Annotated in this window: 13 protein-coding genes and 1 pseudogene; 11 read left to right on the top strand and 3 right to left on the bottom strand. The window is 63.2% G+C overall.

The genetic code is table 11. From position 1 onward, the window contains the following. Window positions 1–122 precede the first annotated feature (122 nt). The 4 genes from C480_RS15390 to C480_RS15375 all read left to right on the top strand — a co-directional run bounded on the left by C480_RS15390 (window position 123) and on the right by C480_RS15375 (window position 3680). Window positions 123–923 carry a TatD family hydrolase gene (locus tag C480_RS15390; RefSeq protein WP_049903757.1) on the top strand — a complete coding sequence of 267 codons (801 nt, stop codon included), beginning with the start codon at window positions 123–125 and terminating at the stop codon, window positions 921–923. A gap of 3 nt (window positions 924–926) precedes the next feature. Beyond that, entirely contained in the window at window positions 927–1757 is an 831-nt protein-coding gene (locus C480_RS15385) for a sugar phosphate isomerase/epimerase family protein (protein ID WP_006666544.1), read from the top strand. A gap of 1 nt (window position 1758) precedes the next feature. Beyond that, complete coding sequence (locus tag C480_RS15380; protein WP_006666543.1) at window positions 1759–2724, top strand: UbiA family prenyltransferase; 966 nt, start codon at window positions 1759–1761, stop codon at window positions 2722–2724. A 107-nt stretch (window positions 2725–2831) separates the two neighbouring features. After that, window positions 2832–3680, top strand: coding sequence for a sugar phosphate isomerase/epimerase family protein (locus tag C480_RS15375; RefSeq protein ID WP_006666542.1), 849 nt, complete (start codon window positions 2832–2834; stop codon window positions 3678–3680). Between the two features lie 218 nt (window positions 3681–3898). Here C480_RS15375 and C480_RS15370 read toward each other — a convergent pair whose 3' ends face one another. Further along, window positions 3899–4540, bottom strand: coding sequence for a helix-turn-helix domain-containing protein (locus C480_RS15370; protein ID WP_006666541.1), 642 nt, complete (start codon window positions 4538–4540; stop codon window positions 3899–3901). A gap of 197 nt (window positions 4541–4737) precedes the next feature. On the opposite strand from C480_RS15370, the gene C480_RS15365 reads away from it, so the two are divergent. Further along, entirely contained in the window at window positions 4738–5457 is a 720-nt protein-coding gene (locus tag C480_RS15365; RefSeq protein ID WP_006666540.1) for a class I SAM-dependent methyltransferase, read from the top strand. A 441-nt stretch (window positions 5458–5898) separates the two neighbouring features. Beyond that, complete coding sequence (locus C480_RS15355; protein ID WP_006666538.1) at window positions 5899–6636, top strand: fumarylacetoacetate hydrolase family protein; 738 nt, start codon at window positions 5899–5901, stop codon at window positions 6634–6636. Between the two features lie 15 nt (window positions 6637–6651). Here the strand turns inward: C480_RS15355 and C480_RS15350 are convergent, their stop codons facing one another. Next, window positions 6652–6939: a DUF357 domain-containing protein gene (locus C480_RS15350; RefSeq protein ID WP_006666537.1), complete on the bottom strand. Its 288-nt coding sequence runs from the start codon at window positions 6937–6939 to the stop codon at window positions 6652–6654. 228 nt (window positions 6940–7167) lie between these two features. Here C480_RS15350 and C480_RS15345 point away from each other — a divergent pair, with 228 nt between their 5' ends. Both C480_RS15345 and C480_RS15340 read left to right on the top strand, forming a co-directional pair. Continuing rightward, window positions 7168–8481, top strand: coding sequence for a TIGR00341 family protein (locus tag C480_RS15345; RefSeq protein ID WP_006666536.1), 1314 nt, complete (start codon window positions 7168–7170; stop codon window positions 8479–8481). 132 nt (window positions 8482–8613) lie between these two features. Further along, entirely contained in the window at window positions 8614–9933 is a 1320-nt protein-coding gene (locus tag C480_RS15340) for an FAD-dependent oxidoreductase (protein WP_006666535.1), read from the top strand. 50 nt (window positions 9934–9983) lie between these two features. Here the strand turns inward: C480_RS15340 and C480_RS15335 are convergent. Beyond that, window positions 9984–11676: pseudogene (locus tag C480_RS15335) on the bottom strand (HTTM domain-containing protein). A gap of 240 nt (window positions 11677–11916) precedes the next feature. On the opposite strand from C480_RS15335, the gene C480_RS15330 reads away from it, so the two are divergent. The 3 genes from C480_RS15330 (at window position 11917) to C480_RS15320 (ending at window position 16941) form a co-directional block, all read left to right on the top strand. After that, a complete protein-coding gene (locus C480_RS15330) occupies window positions 11917–12345 on the top strand; it encodes a thiol-disulfide oxidoreductase DCC family protein (RefSeq protein ID WP_006666534.1) in 429 nt (142 codons plus the stop codon). Between the two features lie 357 nt (window positions 12346–12702). Then, window positions 12703–14316 (top strand): COG1361 S-layer family protein, encoded by a 1614-nt coding sequence (locus C480_RS15325; RefSeq protein WP_006666533.1) that lies wholly within the window; start codon window positions 12703–12705, stop codon window positions 14314–14316. Between the two features lie 36 nt (window positions 14317–14352). Next, window positions 14353–16941, top strand: a complete 2589-nt coding sequence (locus C480_RS15320; RefSeq protein WP_006666532.1) for an efflux RND transporter permease subunit — start codon at window positions 14353–14355, stop codon at window positions 16939–16941. Window positions 16942–17060: the final 119 nt, after the last annotated feature.

Genomic DNA, 17060 nt, shown 5'->3' with positions numbered 1-17060 from the left:
CGTATTGAGCGTTCGTAACACGATATTCCCCGCGAGTCGCGCCACCGTCATTCAGGGACAACGGGAGGTTGCTCGTGTGAACGACCGACATCCCAAAAGCGAGTCATCGCCGTACTGCGGTTATGCGCATTATCGACCCGCACATGCACATGGTGTCACGCGCCGCGGACGACTACAAACGGGCGCGTCGCGCCGGCATCGAGTGCTGCATCGAGCCGGCGTTCTGGAGCGGGCAGGACAAGCATCACGCGGGTGCGTTTTTCGATTACTTCGAACAGATCATCGGGCACGAGACCGATCGCGCCGAGCGGACGGCGAACGTGGACCACTACGTCACGATCGGACTCGAACCGAAGGAGGCGAACTATCGGGACATGGCCGAGGAGGTCCTCGAGCGCATCCCCGAGTACTTGGATCGCGACCCCGTCGTCGGCGTCGGCGAGATCGGCTTCGACCAGGTGACCGACGACGAGGAGTGGGCCTTCCGCGAACAACTCGAGATCGCCGAGAACCGCGACCTCCCCGTCATCGTCCACACCCCCCACACCGACAAGCCGGCCGGTACCGAGCGCATCGTCGAGATCATCGAAGAGATGGGCGTCACCCAGGACCGGATCATCATCGACCACAACACGGAGCACACGATCGATATCTCCGCGCGGACCGACTGCTGGATCGGCTTTACCCTCTACCCCGGCAAGATCGAGGCCGATGCGGCGATCGACCTCCTGGAGGAGTACGGCACCGACAACATGATCTTCAACAGCGCCGCCGACTGGGACCCGTCGGACCCGCTCGCGGTTCCCAAGGCCCGCGACGAGATGATCGACCGGGGATGGGACCGCGAGGAGGTCCGCAAAGTCGTCTTCGAGAACCCCTACGAGTTCTTCGAGCAGTCGCCGAACTTCGAGTACGAGGCCTGACCCATGCAGTTTGGCTTCTCCACCAACGCCTTCAGGGAGTACCAACTCGAGGACGCGATCGAAGAACTCGCCGCCGCGGGCTACGATGGCGTCGAAATCTTGCTCGACGAGCCTCACCTCTACCCGCCGAACGCGACCGAAGAGGAGGTCGCACGCGTCCGCACCGTCCTCGACGACAACGACATCGCCATCAGCAACGCGAACGCGTTCATGCTGACGGCGATCGAGGACTTTCACCACCCCTCGTTTATCGAACCCGACGCGGACTACCGCCGCGAGCGGATCGACTACACCCTCGCGGCGCTCGATACCGCCGCCGACCTCGGCGCGCCCCACATTTCGATCGAACCCGGCGGCCCGATTCCCGAGGGGAAATCCCGCGAGTGGGCCACGGACACGTTCGTCGACGGCCTCCGCGAGGTCGCGGAGCGCGCCGAGGCAGTCGGCGTCGACGTCATGGTCGAACCCGAACCCGACCTCCTGATCGAAACGTCCGACGAGTTCTTCGACCTGGTCGCGCGCATCGACTCGGAGCGCGTCCGGTGTAACTTCGACGCCGGGCACCTCTACTGCGTCGGCGAGGACCCCACCGCGCTGGTCGCGGACCTCGACGAGTTCACGACTCACTACCACCTGGAGGACATTCCCGCGGACCGCCGGCACGAACACACCCAACTCGGCGAGGGGTCGATGGACATCGACGGGTTCCTCGGCGAACTCGACGACCGCGGCTACGACGGCTTCGTCACGATCGAACTCTATCCCTACGAGGAGACGCCGGTCGAGACCGCCCGCGGGGCGATGGCGTACCTCGAGGAACGCGGGTGGGCGTAGGGTGGTCGGCGGCGGCGTCGATTGCAACGACGACGCGCGCGACCGCTCGCTCCGCCCGACCCTCGCCGATATCGCCGAACTGGTTCGCGTTCCGAACCTCTTTACCGCTCCGTCCGATGTCGTCCTCGGCGCGGCACTCGCCTCGGTCGCCGGTGCTGAACTCGCAATTCCAACCGGCGCGGGCCTCGCCGTCGTCTCCGTCCTGCTATACGCCGCCGGGACGACGCTCAACGATGCGTTCGACGCGCCGATCGACGCCCGCGAGCGCCCCGAGCGCCCGATCCCGTCCGGCCGCATCTCCCGCCGGAGCGCGTTCGGATTCGGTGCCGCACTCCTGGTCGTGGCCGTCGCCGTCGCGTTCGGCGTCGCCGGGGCCACGGCCGCGGCCGTCGCCGCTGCGCTCGCCGGTGCGATCGTTCTCTACGACGGCGCGCTCAAGGGCACGGCTGCGGGCTTTCTCGCGATGGGGACGACTCGCGGGCTGAACGTCCTCCTCGGCGTCACCGGAGCGACCGCTGGGGCGGGCGACCCGGGTCTGACTGAACTCGGGCCGACGCTGCTCGCCGTCCCGGCGGTCGTCGTCGCCTACATCGCCGCCGTAACGTTCATGGCGGCGCGCGAGACCGAGGGTGGGAACAGGGACGCGGTCGTCGTCGCCGCCGCGGGCGCGCTCGCGGCGCTCGCGGTTCTCGTCCGACTTCTCGTCGCCGTTCGGCCGCCGCCGCTCGAAACCGCGGCGGCCGTCGCCTTCGCCGTCGCCTTCTGCTGGTGGGTCGGCCGCCCGCTTCGCGCCGCCTACGCGGATCCCGTTCCGGCGACCGTCGGCCCCGCGGTCGGTGCCTGCGTGCTCGGGCTCGTCCTCCTCGACGCGGCCTTCGCCACCGTGGCCGGACTCGGCTGGGGACTCCTCGCCGGCGCGTTTCTCGTCCCGGCGGTCGGCCTCGCGCGCGTGTTCGATGTCACGTGACACGTAATCTCGCAATTCCACCCTGGCCACCCTCGACTCGTTCCCCGTCATACCATCCCTGCACACCCCGCACAAACCCCTTAGTAACCCATCGGTGTACCCCGCCCATGGTCGACCTCGCCTTCTCGACGAACGCCTACACGCACTACTCGCTGTCCGACGCGATCCGCCACATCGCAGACCACGACTACGCCGGCGTCGAACTCCTCGGCGACGAACCCCACGCGTACTTCCCCGAGTTCAGCGACGCGGCCCGGATCGACCTCCGTGATACACTCGACGAAACTGAACTCGCGGTGTCGAACATCAACGCGAACACGGCGACGGGGTACTACGACGATGCCCCGCCGTCGTCGTTCTTCGAGCCGAGCGTCATCCGGGCCGACGCGGACGCTCGCGAGTGGCGCATCGACTACACGAAGCGCGCCATCGACCTGGCCGACGCGGTCGACGCGCCCGCGGTCTGTCTCGCGACCGGACGACCGCTTCCGGGAACCCCGCCCGAGGAAGCCCGCGAGTACCTTCACGAGTCGCTGCACGAGATCCTCGACTACGCCGAACCGATGGGAATCGACGTGGGTATCGAGTTCGAGCCCGAACTCTTGATCGAAAACACCGACGAAACCCTCGCGCTGATCGACGATCTCGACCGCGACGGGCTCGGCGTCAACCTCGACCTCGGCCACGCCGCCGTCTACGGCGAAGACCCGACCGAAAGCATTCGCCGCAGCGCCGGCGCGATCACCGGCATCCACCTGGAGGACATCGTCGGCGGCCGTCGCGGCAAACACTATCACCGGATTCCGGGCGAGGGCGACCTCGACTTTCGCGCCATCTTCGACGCGCTCGACGACATCGGCTACGACGGCTTCGCGACGCTCGAACTCTACACCCATCCCGACGACCCCGACCGGGCCGCCCGCGAGGCCTCCGCTGAACTCGCTGCGTACGTGTGAGCGAGAGCACTCCCACGATGAAGGGTGTAGCACCCGTAGTCTCGGTGCTATCGGCGGCGGAACGTCACTCGCGTTTATCGGAGTCGACTCGGTTCGTGGCGGTCGGTACTTCGAGTTCTCCGCGTCCGAATCCGGACCGATTCTCCGCGTCGAGAGGCTTTTCCAGCCGTATCGAGGCGGATGTGTTGAGATGACTGTCTCGTTGACCGAGATCGGTGTCAGACGAGTTCCGTAATCACTTTCGTTTCGATTTTCCGAAGATGCTCGCCAACCGTTCCCACGGAGATATTCTCTCGATCCGCGAGGTCGCGGAGGGTCGCACGCCGCGGCATCTCGTAATAGCCCTCGTCGATCGCGAGTTCCAGCAGTTCTTGCTGGCGTTCCGTTAGCAGCGACGCGAGCCGGTGCATATCCGGGTGATACTCGCCGATCCCTTCGAGCGTGATCTGAACTCCGTCGGGGATTTCTGCGATCGCCTCTCGGATCTTCTCGTCCGCTCCGAGCATGGTTATTCGAAGTCCGCCCTGGTCGGTGTATTCCATCGGCCAGTCCACGACGATCTCGTACTGTCGGAAGATACCGAGGAGGTCGGTCATGAGAGCAGTCGCTCGAAAATGGAGGTAGACGAGTCCGTCCGACGCCTCGGACGTTTCGCAAGCCAGCACGTCCGGACTCGCCTCCAATGCGTCCGCGTTCCGTTCGAAGTCACCACGGAGTTGGTACAGTCCGACGCCGGTTCCGTCATCCAAGAGGTTGATGTAGTGAATCGCGTCACCCGTTACTGCGTGATCGGAAGCGCGCTCGCCGTTAGAACAGCGTTCATCGTCGATCCGAGGAATGACGATCGTAATATATCTCATACCATCGATCCGTTCGTTGTGGCCAGCGTGCTCAGGACAACCCCGTTCAGTCGCTCCGTCGGGTAACGAGTCGATCGGGCTTCGTCTGTCGCAGCCGGTGCCGCATCAAAGGAGAGTACGCAGTATACATACTTAAACCCGCCTCAGATGTACGGCGCTATTCGCATGTGTCGGTGGACCGTCTCTCTCATCAACCCATGCCGAGCAGAACAGTTGAAAAACCCGACACGGACCGGACGGAATCGAAACCGCCAACTCCCGGTCATCCGATCGTCGCCGCGCTCTCCGAGCGGTTTGCCCTTGCCGAGCATCGGCGGTATCTCGCGCGCGAACTCGACGGGGTGATACTGGATCTCGGCGCGGGGAGCGGTGCGATGGTCCCGTACCTGCAAACGGCAGTCAAGCGTGAGCCGGCACTCCGCCTGCACGCACTCGAACCGGATCCCAACAGACGGAGGCAGGCGAAGCAAACGGCCGCCGCCCACGATCTGGACATACACCTGCAATCAGGACGGGCTGAATCCCTCCCCTATGCGGACGATACGTTCGACGTGGTCATCGCCGCCGCGGTGTTCTGTACGGTACAGGACCCGTTGCTGGCCCTCGAGGAAGTCCACCGCGTCGTGAAGCCGAACGGCGAGTTCCGCTTTCTCGAACACGTCCGGTCGGACGGGCTGCGCGGCTACGTCCAGGACGTGGTGACACCGCTCTGGAAACGGATCGACAACGGCTGTCATCTGAACCGTCGAACGGACGACTGGATCGCAGCGGGCCCCTTCGCTCTCGACGAAATCGAAACGCTGCGTCTCGGTGTCAGTCCGTCCAGGCCCTTCGTGCGCGGAACTGCCACGCCGGTGAGCCATACCGAAACTGACAGCCGAATCTCATCTGCTGATGGATTCAAGGAGTCACGCTGAATCATGAACACGAAAGCGACTCTATTGACGATTTTCGGCACCATCGTGGCGCTTCTCGGGACCTTATGGGTGGTTCAAGGCCTCGGAATCGTCCAGATAGGTCCTCTCTTGTGCGTCGCAGACTGCGAACCGATCACTGGACGATCAGTGCAGTGGACGGTCATCGGCACGATAGCCCTGTTCGTGGGGATCGTCACTGTCCGGGCGGGGCTGAGACGCGTAAATCGATAGTGGATCCTCTTCGAGTTCGGACCGCGACCACGCCCTGTTTGACATACATCCTCCGCCAAATCGGTCCGCTGAATGTCATCGCCGTATTCAGCGCGCGATTTTCGCGGACGGTTCCGACTAACGCAACCGTACTCTTGTCTACCGATAGACACGGTCGCGAGCGCCGCCGCCACCTCAACGTTTTTGCCCCGCCGAGACAACCCCTCGGCCATGAAATACGTCCGATTCCGCGACCCGGCCGGTGCAGTCCGGCGCGGCGAGTTCGAGAGCGGCCACGTTCACTTCGCGAACGAAAGCTACAGTCTCGACAGCGACGAGATCGACGTGCTCCCGCCGTGTGAGCCCTCGAAGATCGTCTGCATCGGCCGCAACTACGCCGACCACGCCGACGAGATGGGGTCCGACCTGCCGGACCGCCCGATGCTCTTTTTGAAGCCGCCGAACGCCCTCGCGGGCCACGGCGATACCGTCACCGTCCCCGCCGGCAAGGACCGGATCGACTACGAAGCCGAACTCGGCGTCGTCATCGGGACGCAGTGTCGCCACGTCTCCCAAGCCGACGCGATGGATGTCGTCGAAGGCATCACCTGCATGAACGACGTGTCGAACCGCGAGGATCAGCGCCAGGAGCAAAACTGGGTTCGCGGGAAGGCCTTCGACGGGTCCGCCCCGCTCGGACCGGTCCTCGCCACGCCCGACGAGGTCCCCGACGACGCGCGCGTGCAGTCGCGAGTCAACGGCGAAGTGAAACAGGACGGCTCGCGCGACCAACTCATCTTCCCGATTCCGGAACTGATCGCCGAGATCACGACCCACCTCACGCTCGAACCCGGCGACGTGATCGCGACCGGCACACCCGAGGGCGTCGGCCCGCTCTCGGACGGCGACGCGGTCGAAATCGAGGTCGAAGGCGTCGGGACGCTCGAGCACACGGTCCGTATTCCCTGATCGCGTGATCGCGCGCTATTCGACGGTAAACAGGTGTCCCTCGGTGGGCACGTCGAACAGCCCGATGCGTGCTCCCGCGTCGAGCCACGCGTGGCCGTAGGAAAACGACGCCAGCGCGTTGACGGGATCGTCGTTTTCGCGGAAGTGCCGGCCGTCTTCGAGGTACGACTCGGCCATCCCGTAGCAGTCCGTGGCCGCGTCGGCCATCGGCGTTCCCTCCCGCGGCGCAACCGTCGCTTCAGCGAGTGCGTCCGCGAGTAACGATTCGTATCGATCGGTCTTCTCCTCGAGATCCGCAGCCATAGTCATCACTTCTCGGAAGGACCCGTAAGTTCGTCGCCCGCTCGCCGCCTTCAACCCTCACTCACCCCTCGAACGGTGGCGAGCGGTGAGCCGAGTCGGCCTCACAGCGATCGGACAGGTGAACTCGTCGAGACTGCCTGAAGCGTCTCGGAACACAGCGCAACCGGAGGATTCACTGTCTGGAGCGCATCGGCATCCATTTTACCGGGAGTACTGTACGCCCGCTGAATGCGCTTGCTTCAGGTGCTCGTCCCGGGGGAGAAACGAGACGACGCACTCCGCGTTCTCGAAGACGAGGGGTTCGATTACGTCCGCACCAGCGAGTGCAGCGACGGGACCGACGCTGAACTCGTGACCTTTCCGGTGCCGACGCAGGCCGTCGACCACGTGCTGACATCGCTTCGGGAGGTCGGCATCGAGGACGAGTTCATCATCGTCTCGTCGATTGAAACCGCGCGGACGCCGCGGATCGAGGAATTGGAGGATCGGTTCGTCAGCGGACAAGAAGAGGACGACAGTATTTCTCGCGAGGAGATCCGGACGAAGGCGTTGAACATGACGCCGGGTCGGGTCACCTACTACGTGATGACCCTGTTGAGCGCCGTCGTCGCGACAGCAGGGCTGCTGTTGGATTCGCCCGCGATCGTCGTCGGCTCGATGGTGATCGCACCGCAGGTGAGTGCGGCGTTGACCGGCACCGTCGGTCTCGTGCTCAACGACCGCCAGATGTTCGGTGATGGCGTCTTGTCGCTTGTTCGTGGACTGTTCGTCGCGATAGTCGGTGCCTTCGCGTTTGCCTGGGTGATCCGAACGGGAGCAATCGTTCCGGTAACCATCGATATTACGGCTATCACGCAGGTTCAGAACCGCATCTCTCCCGGCTTACTCGCGCTCGTCGTCGGCATCTGTGCCGGGGCTGCGGGTGCGTTTGGCCTCGCAACGGCGATTCCCGTCTCGCTGGTCGGCGTCATGATCGCCGTTGCTCTCATCCCGGCCGCGTCGGCGGTCGGTATCGGACTCGCGTGGGGAGAGATCGGCGTCGCTCTCGGTGCGTTCGTCCTGCTCGCGGTCAACGCGACGTCGATTCTCCTCGCCGGACTCGCCGTTTTCTGGTATCTCGGCTACCGGCCGATGGGGTGGGAACCCGGCTCGCTCCGGGCGAACGTCTCGAGCGATCGAACCGCGACGCTCGCGATCATGTTCGTCGTCGGAATCGTCGTCCTCGGTGGTGCTGGTATGGTACTCACCCAACACGTGGCGTTCCAGAACGCGGTCAACGACGAGGTCCGGACAGTTCTTGCCGAAGACTCGTACGCTGAACTCGAACTCACCGAGGTTCGAACGGAGTTCGAGGACGGCGGCGTGGTCAGCGACGAAACGGAGGTGACGGTCGTGGTGCGACGCCCCGCCGACACCGCGTATCCGGCGTTGACATCGGATCTCGAGCGGGCGCTCGAAGAGCGGGTGGACCACCCTCTATCAGTCATCGTCGAGTTCACCGAGCGAACTCGTGCGCCGGCGGCTGTGGGGGCGGGCGATTGACTGGCCGAGTCGCACAGTGCGTGTCTGGGAGAGCAGCGGTGCGTGGACGGCGGTGAGTGAGACGATAACAGGTACAACAGGGCAGTTGCTGGGAACGCAAGGGGTTTACGCCCTGTTTCCCAAGTACTGTGCATGAGCGAGCAGCCTCGAGTCGAGATTTATACCAAAACGGATTGTCCCTACTGCGAGAAGGCAAAGGATCTCTTCGACAGCAAGGGAATCGAGTACGACGAGTACAACGTAACCGGTGACGAGGAGCTGTTCGAGGAGATGGTCGACCGCGCCGACGGCCGCCAGACCGCGCCGGAAGTCTTCATCGACGACGAACTGATCGGCGGCTGGGACGAGACCAGCGCGCTCAACGAAACCGGCGACCTCGACGAGAAACTCGGCATCGAAGCCGACGAGAGCGACGGCGTCGAACACCGGAAACTCATCATCACCGGCACCGGCATCGCCGGCCTGACCGCCGCCATCTACGCCGGCCGCGCGAACAACGATCCCCTCGTCATCGAGGGCGACGAACCCGGCGGGCAACTCACCCTGACCACCGACGTTGCGAACTACCCCGGCTTCCCCGAGGGGATCGGCGGCCCCGAACTCGTCAACAACATGAAAGAACAGGCTCGCCAGTTCGGTGCCGAATTGAAAAACGGCATCGTCGAGTCCGTCGACGCCGATTCGCGTCCGTTTCGCGTCGACCTCGCTAACGGCGACAGCTACACCGCAGACGCCGTGATCGTCGCCTCCGGTGCGAGCGCCCGCACGCTCGGTATCCCCGGCGAGGACGACCTCATGGGCTACGGGCTCTCGACGTGTGCCACCTGCGACGGCGCGTTCTTCCGCGGCGAGGACATGCTCGTCGTCGGCGGTGGCGACGCCGCCATGGAGGAAGCGACCTTCCTGACGAAGTTCGCAGATACCGTCTACCTCGTCCACCGGCGCGAAGAGTTCCGCGCGGAGGACTACTGGATCGACCGCGTCGAGGAGAAGGTCGAGGACGGCGAAATGGAGATCATGAAAAACACCGAACTCCTCGAGATTCACGGCTCCCAGGAGGAGGGCGTCGACCACGTCACGCTCGTCGAGAACGAGCAGGGCCACCCGACCGACCGACTCGACGACCCCGAGACGAACGAGTTCGAGTTCGACGTGGGTGCGGTCTTCCTCGCGATCGGCCACACGCCGAACACCGAGTACCTCGACGGTACCGGCGTCACGCTGAACGATGAAGGCTACCTCCGCACCCAGGGCGGTGTCGGTGGCGGCCAGACCGAAACCGACGTGCCCGGCCTCTTCGGCGCCGGCGACGTCGTCGACTACCACTACCAGCAGGCGGTGACGGCGGCCGGCATGGGCTCGAAGGCGGCACTCGACGCCGACGAGTACCTCGACAACCTCGAACGGGCGGAGTCAACCGCCGGGACGGAAACGGCTGCAGCAGACGACTAAGGCGTTACTCGCGGCTGCAACCGTCGCAAGTACCGTTCAAAACTGGTATCTCACTCGGGCGTGACGACGATTGCATCCGACTCCTCCTCCTGGATGAACTCGCCCGAGCAGTCGTACTCGATGACCTCGGATTTCGAGATGTCGGGTTCGTCCGCGTACGGCCCGGAGCGATCTGACATCCCGTAGACCGTCAGATTCTCGAGGGTCGTGTCGTGCTCGCGGTTCCAGCGATCACAGAGGTAGTTTGCGTAGTACGAGTGGTGGTTCTCGTTGCCAGCAAAGCGCATGTTCGAGAGGTACTTGCGCTCGCGAGCGGTCTCGTAGGTCCCGTCGACGTTCGGCGGTCTGTCCCAGTCGACCCCTGATCCGTGGAGTGCGTCGACGGTCGACCCGTTTTCGAGTTCGCCGGGAACGACGAACCACTGGGCCGTCGACGTCGGATTCGGGGCGAACATCCGCCAGCTCTGGCTGGCCTGCAGGGTGTCGAGCGCCTCGTTTCCGGCGTCGGGGACTTCGGTGTAGCCGACCGCCTCGGCGTTCGAGAGGACGACGAGAACGAGCAGGAGCCAGGGGATAATCGTCGTGACGAACACGCGTCCCCGGCTCGCGACGGCCGTGAGCGGGTTTGTATCGTCGCCCATGCGATCCTTCCTGCGATCATCCGTCGCATCCTCGGCGTCCGGGTTCTCGTTCGATGCGGACGTAATAGAGTGCGGCCACGATCTGGGAGTCGAAAGCCCGAGCACCGGTGCGCGAGACTGGAGTCGATCAAGCGTGCGCCGGAGCGGTCCGGCGAGGCCGACGCGGGCCGCGAGTGAACTCGCGGTGTCCCAGACGACGCGGGTAGAACAGGAGGAGGCCGGCGACGACGATCAGCGGAAACAGGCCGATCCGGAGCGTCACGAGCACGCCCAGATGCATTCCGGCGAACCCGGTTACGAGCAACGCTCGTGGCACCCCAGTAAGCAGGAGCAAGAGCGGCGAGAGGACGATTAAAACCATCCACGCGTACGTAAAGACCTCGAGCAGGGCGGTGTACTCCGGAAGGACGTTTCCGAGCAGCACCGTCAGATGGTCGGCCTGGAAGATGTGGACGACCGCCTCGCCGCTCATCCACATGTCGCTTCTGGTCTTGTGGACGGCGTTGGTCAGGTACATCAACAACACCTGGAGCAGAACGGCTATCGTTCCGATCGTCGCGATCGTCGGCGCGGCGTCTCCCGATGACTGCGCCGGGTTACGCCGGCGAGCGTCTATCGACCACCGGGAACCGAGCGGCAGGAAGATGCTCCAGAACAGCAACATTCGGAGCAACACGTCGCCAGCGTTGAGCACCATCGGATTGCGAACGTGGAGCGAGACGAGCAGGAGCCACGAAACGATCGTCGCGATCCGCGTTCGATACCCGACGAGCAGCGCCAGCGCGACGAGTCCGGCGACGAGGAATAACAGCCACTGTGCCCAGGCCGCTCCCGAAAGCGTGTGCAACGAGTACGCAGTCAACGACGAGTAGTCCGAAAACAGCGCCTCGCGCGGGAGCACGCCCGCGTCAGTATAGAACATCCCGAGGAGTCGCGTTCGGCCCACCAGGTCGGCGATGAGGAGGGCGGCGATCGAAATCCGAAAGGCGGCGAGCGCACGGCGGTCGATAGCGACCCGCCGCCGAATCGCACGCCCGAACCGGTCGGTGCTCCCGCCGAGTCGCTTCCGCATGGTGGAGGGGCTGGACGGTTCCTGTGACATCGTCGTGACCGTTCGTCTATCCCGAGTCTCGCCTAGACTGGCATAAGTTTGTTGCACGGTACAGTCGCTCTCTCAGCTTCGAGACGATCTGAATACGCTGTCGGCGCATCGAACAGCCATCGAGACGCGGTGCACAGTGACCGGACAACTACCGGACAGACCGCATACCGAGGACCCGCAACTTCGCCATCCATCGGACCGAAACGCTGAACTACCACGCGAGCCAACTTTCAGCCCCGAATGAACGCGAGTTCAGAGCCGGCGATCCCCGACGAGAATCCGATCGTCCTCTTCGATGGCGTCTGTAACCTCTGTAACGGATTCGTCCAGTTCCTCGTCCCGCGAGACACCGACGAACAGTTCTACTTCGCCTCCCTCCAGTCGGACACCGGCCAGAAACTCCTCGCCGAACACGGACTGCCCACCGATGAACTCGAGTCGATCGTCCTGATCGAGGGCGACGATTGCTACGTGAAGTCCGATGCCGTCCTCCGGATTGCCACGCTTCTGGGCGGCATCTACCGACTGCTCTCCCCGTTTCGGTTCGTGCCGCGCTTGATTCGCGATCGCGTTTACGAACTCGTCGCGGCCAACCGATACCGGTTGTTCGGCCAGAAAGACCAGTGTCTGATGCCGACCGGCAACGTTCAACAGCGGTTTCTCGAGTAGGACTATTTGGGCCGGGGACGGGACTTGCAGATGACCGACTCGAGTTCAAGTCGATCGCTGGTGGCGACTGTTCGCACGACGACTCGGACCCGGCCGGCGGTCGTCGACCTCGCCGCTCACGATCGATGCAACGCTGGTATCGACGACTGCATTGCTGGCACCTTCCGAGTATATTTCAGATATCATGAAAGACTGTCTGACTGAACGTTCAATCAAAAGAGATATATCCTAACTAACGAGTTATCGGATAATGACGCAATCTGGGCAGTTGTCGCTGTGGGTCGCCCGCACACGATACTCGACGGTCGGCGGAGAGCCACGAGACACGGGCCATCCCACTCCCAGCGGAGGGCGGGTATGAGTCACGGCCGGCGGCTTCCAGCGGTTCTGTTCGCTCTCGGGGTTGTCGTCCTCGGACTACTCGTCGTCCCCGCTATTGGTGGGGCACTCGATCGAGGCGAACCAAACCTGGAGGTCTACCTCCCGGAAAACGAGGTCTCTCCTGGAAGCGTCGACACGCTCGAACTCGACGTGCAAAACGACGCTGAACTAACCGTGGGAACTGGCCAGGAGGTCCTCACCGCCCGCGCGACGACAGTTGAACTCGAAGATACCGGTCCCTTCGAGGCACAGTCGGGCGAGACTCCAGTTGGACCGATCCAGGACGGTCAGATCGTCTCGGTTCCACAGCAACTCGAGGTACCGGACGATGTCGAACCCGGCGAGTACGAGGTGACGGTTCGCGTTCGCTATGCGTACACGAGTATGGTTTCGGACAAAGCAGGCGTCTCACAGCGTCTGACCGCCTCGGAAACCCACGATGTTACAGTGGTCGTTCCTGACGAGCCTCGGTTCGAGGTCACCGATGTCTCGACCGCCGTCGAACCCGGCGCGAGCGGTCCGGCGACGATCAGCGTGACGAATTCGGGAACCGAACGAGCAAACGCGACGCAAGCGCGTCTGACCGGCGGAACCGGTGTCACGATCGATGGGAACACTCCCGAAGCACCCGCCGAGGAGATAATCGGCGACCTCGACCCGGATGAATCGACCACGTTTTCGGTCGATGTCGGGTTCGATGCCGCCCTGAGTAGCGGCGAAAAACCGCTCGAGATTCAGTTCAGCTACCGCGATACAGCCGGAATCGAGCGCGAATCGGATCTCGAAACGGCAAGTCTCTCCCCGTCGTCCGAACAGTCGTTCTCCCTTTCCGATATCGATGATACCCTTTCGGTCGGCTACAACGGTGAGATCACCGGTACCGTCACCAACGACGGTCCGCGAGCGGTCGACGATGCCGTACTGATCGTCGAGCCGATGAGCGAATCGCTGTTTATCGAGGACACCCGATACGCCCTCCCTGCACTGGAGGCCGGCGAGTCGGCATCGTTTCGCTATCCAACCGACGTAAGCGGCCAGGCGGATGCCGGTCCCCGACAGTTGCGATTCTCGGTCGAGTTCACCGCGAGCGACGGCGAGACGACGCTCGAAGACGGACCTATTTCCGACCGCGTCATCGTCGACGACGAACACGACGAGTTCGGTCTGGCCGGCACAAACGCCACCGTTTCGCAGGACGGCCAGTCGTCCATCGAACTCGAACTCACCAACGAGCGCCAGGAGACGCTGTCGAATATCGACGCGAAACTGTACGCTGACGACCCGCTCGCGACCGCAAACGGAAACGATGCGGCGTTCGTCCCGTCTCTCGATCCCGGCGAGTCGACGACGATTTCGTTCGACGTGGCTGCGTCGGCCGCTGCTCCCGTCGAACTCCATCCAGTTGAACTCGATTTCGAGTACGAAACTGAGCGGGGCGAGACGATCGTTTCGGATGTCTATCAGCAACCGATCGAAGTTGAGGCTGCCGAGACTGACGACGGCGGTGGGTTCGTCGGATCGCTGGTCAGCGTGATGGCGGTGTTGACTGCTGTCGGACTCGGATTCGCGTTCTGGTGGCGACGTGACTGAGACGATGACTACTGTGGCCTCCCTCGAATACGAGGAATGACTGCGCAGGATCGCCAGCCACCGGAGACGGCACCGGAAGACTCGGATACCAATCGTTCGAGTTCGGTGATTAGCCGAGTGACGAACCGTGACGGTGGCCCGGACGAAACGACGCGCGGTGACGATCCGATCACCAGACGAATCAATGCACTAATCACTAACCGGCCGTGGACAGTCGTGCTCGCGTTTGTCGTCCTTACGGCGCTGTTTCTTGGCGGTGCGATGGTCGGCGGCGGTGAGCAGGAGGCTGGCACCGACCAGTTCACGGAGGGGACTGCAGAGGCAGACGCGCTCGAGGACATGCAGGAGGACTTCGAGCGCGGAGAGCGAGCGAGTGGCGGGACGACTGCACAACTGTTCGTCACCGACGAGCACAACGTGCTGTCGAAACCGACGCTACTGCGGATGCTCGAGTTCCAGGACCGCATCCAGACGGACGATGACCTTCGGGTCGCCTCGGCGACCAGCCCGGCGTCGCTGATCGCGATGGAACTCGATCCGAAGGCGACGACGGCGGAAGCACAGTATCGGGCCATCGATCGTGCGTCACAGCGCCAGCTCGAAGCGGCGATTTCGACAGCGGACGAAACCCGCGGCCTCCCGGTGAGCACCGACTTCACCCCCGAATCGGCGCGTGCGGATGTCGCCCAGATCGCGATCACCTACGAGACGCCACCGATGGCGCAGACGGATGATTACGCGGACCTCCAGTTCGAGACGCAGGCGATCGCCGACGACATCGAGGGGTTCGACACGGACGACAACGTCGTCATCTTCGGCGATGCGATCCTCGAGGAAGAGACCCTCCAGTTGCTCGGCGATACCGCGATCGTCGTCTTTCCGGCCGCGCTATTGCTCATCCTGTTCTTCTTGCTCGTCGCCTATCGGGACCCGATCGATCTTGCACTCGGTCTCGTCGCCCTCGCGATGACGATGATCTGGACGTTCGGGTTCATGGGTATCGCAGGGATACCGTTCTCGGACGCGTTGATCACCGTCTTTCCGTTGTTGCTCGCGGTCGGAATCGACTTCGGGATTCATATCATCAACCGCTATCGAGAGGAACGGACCGCGGGCGCGTCGATCGGCGATGCGATGGAGATTACGACGACACAGCTGTTCGTCGCGCTTCTCATCGTTACTCTGACGACCGTCTTTAGTTTCGCGGCGAACCTGTTAAGCGAGATGACCCGGGACTTCGGCATCGTCGCCGCCGCCGGTATTCTCTTTACGTTCCTCATCTTCGGCGTCTTCCTCCCAGCGGGGAAAGTCGGCTTCGACCGACTCCGCGAGAGAACTCGGATTCCCTCGTTCGGTCAGACGCCACTTGGGAACGACCAGTCACTGCTCGGTCGGGTACTTCCTGTTGGAGTCTACATTGCCCGGGCAGTACCGGTTGTCTTCCTCGTCGTGGCGCTCGTCGTCGGTGCAGGAAGTGCGGCCTACGGGACGGGGGTCGAGACGGAGTTCGACGACGAGGCGTTTTTCCCTGACGAAGAACGACTGGAGCAGTACGAAACACTCCCCGAACCGCTGGCTCCCGGGGAATACACGTTCCTGACCGTTCTAGACTACATGGAGGAGGACTTCGAGCAAGGGCTCGACGGATCCGTGACGATCTATGTGGACGATCCAGCGGTGCGCTCGGACGGAGCGTTACGAGAGATCAATTCGTCACTACAGCGTCCGCCAGACGCGTTCAAGACGGATGGTAGACAGGCCGATGCCGATACGATTCTCGATACGATCGAGGCACAGGCTGCGGCCGATCCGGAATTTGCGGCAACGGTTGAGCGGTACGATAGTACGGGTGACGGAATTCCGGACCGGAACATCGACGTCGTCTACGATGCGCTGTTCGACTCGGCGGCAGCGGACGAGGCTGCAAATCGGTTGACGACCGATCGGAGTGCAACGCGGATCGATATCCCGGTCGATGTCGATGCAGACCAGGACGAGGCAGTTGCCGCTGCCAGGGACGTTGCCGACGATATGGACATGGACGCCACGGCGACCGGCCAGCTCGTCATCTTCCAGGGCGTGATCGAACAGACGACGGAATCCTCGATCACGAGTTTGATCGTTGCGTTTGTCCTGACGGTCGCCTTCCTCGTGGTCTCGTACTGGTGGCTCGAAGGGCGGGCAATCTATGGGCTGATCAACCTCGTTCCGGTTCTCGTCGCGGTCGCGTTGCTCGCCGGATCGATGCGCCTGTTCGATATTCCGTTGAGTCCGATCAACGCACCGATCCTCTCGGTTTCGATCGGACTGGGTGTCGACTACACCGTCCATCTCATGCACCGGTTCGTCGACGAGTTCGAAGCGCGCGATGACACGTACGAGGCGCTTCTCGTGACGGTGCAGGGAACGGGCGGGGCGCTTACGGGAAGTATGCTCACGACTGTCTGCGGCCTCGGCGTCCTGTACTTCGCCTTGATCCCGCTGATCATGGAGTTCGGCTTGCTACTCGCACTCGGCGTCTTCTATGCCTGGCTCACGTCGTTGCTCGTACTACCCTCGACGGTCGTCGTCTGGGATCGTCTCGAGACGCGCTACGGATCGAGTGATCGATTACCCTGGACGTGAACCGCCTGGGGGTCAAGTGGCTCGAGAGAGCTTTGCTTTCTCGTCATCACGGAAGAGTTTCGCTCTTCCGAACGACCCCGAGGCACTCGGCCTGCTGTTTCTGTAGACGAGTGGTCGAC

Source organism: Natrialba aegyptia DSM 13077 (assembly GCF_000337535.1).
GTDB lineage: Archaea > Halobacteriota > Halobacteria > Halobacteriales > Natrialbaceae > Natrialba > Natrialba aegyptia.
The sequence above is the reverse complement of the archived record's forward strand: the minus strand, read 5'-3'. Positions and strand labels throughout refer to the sequence as shown.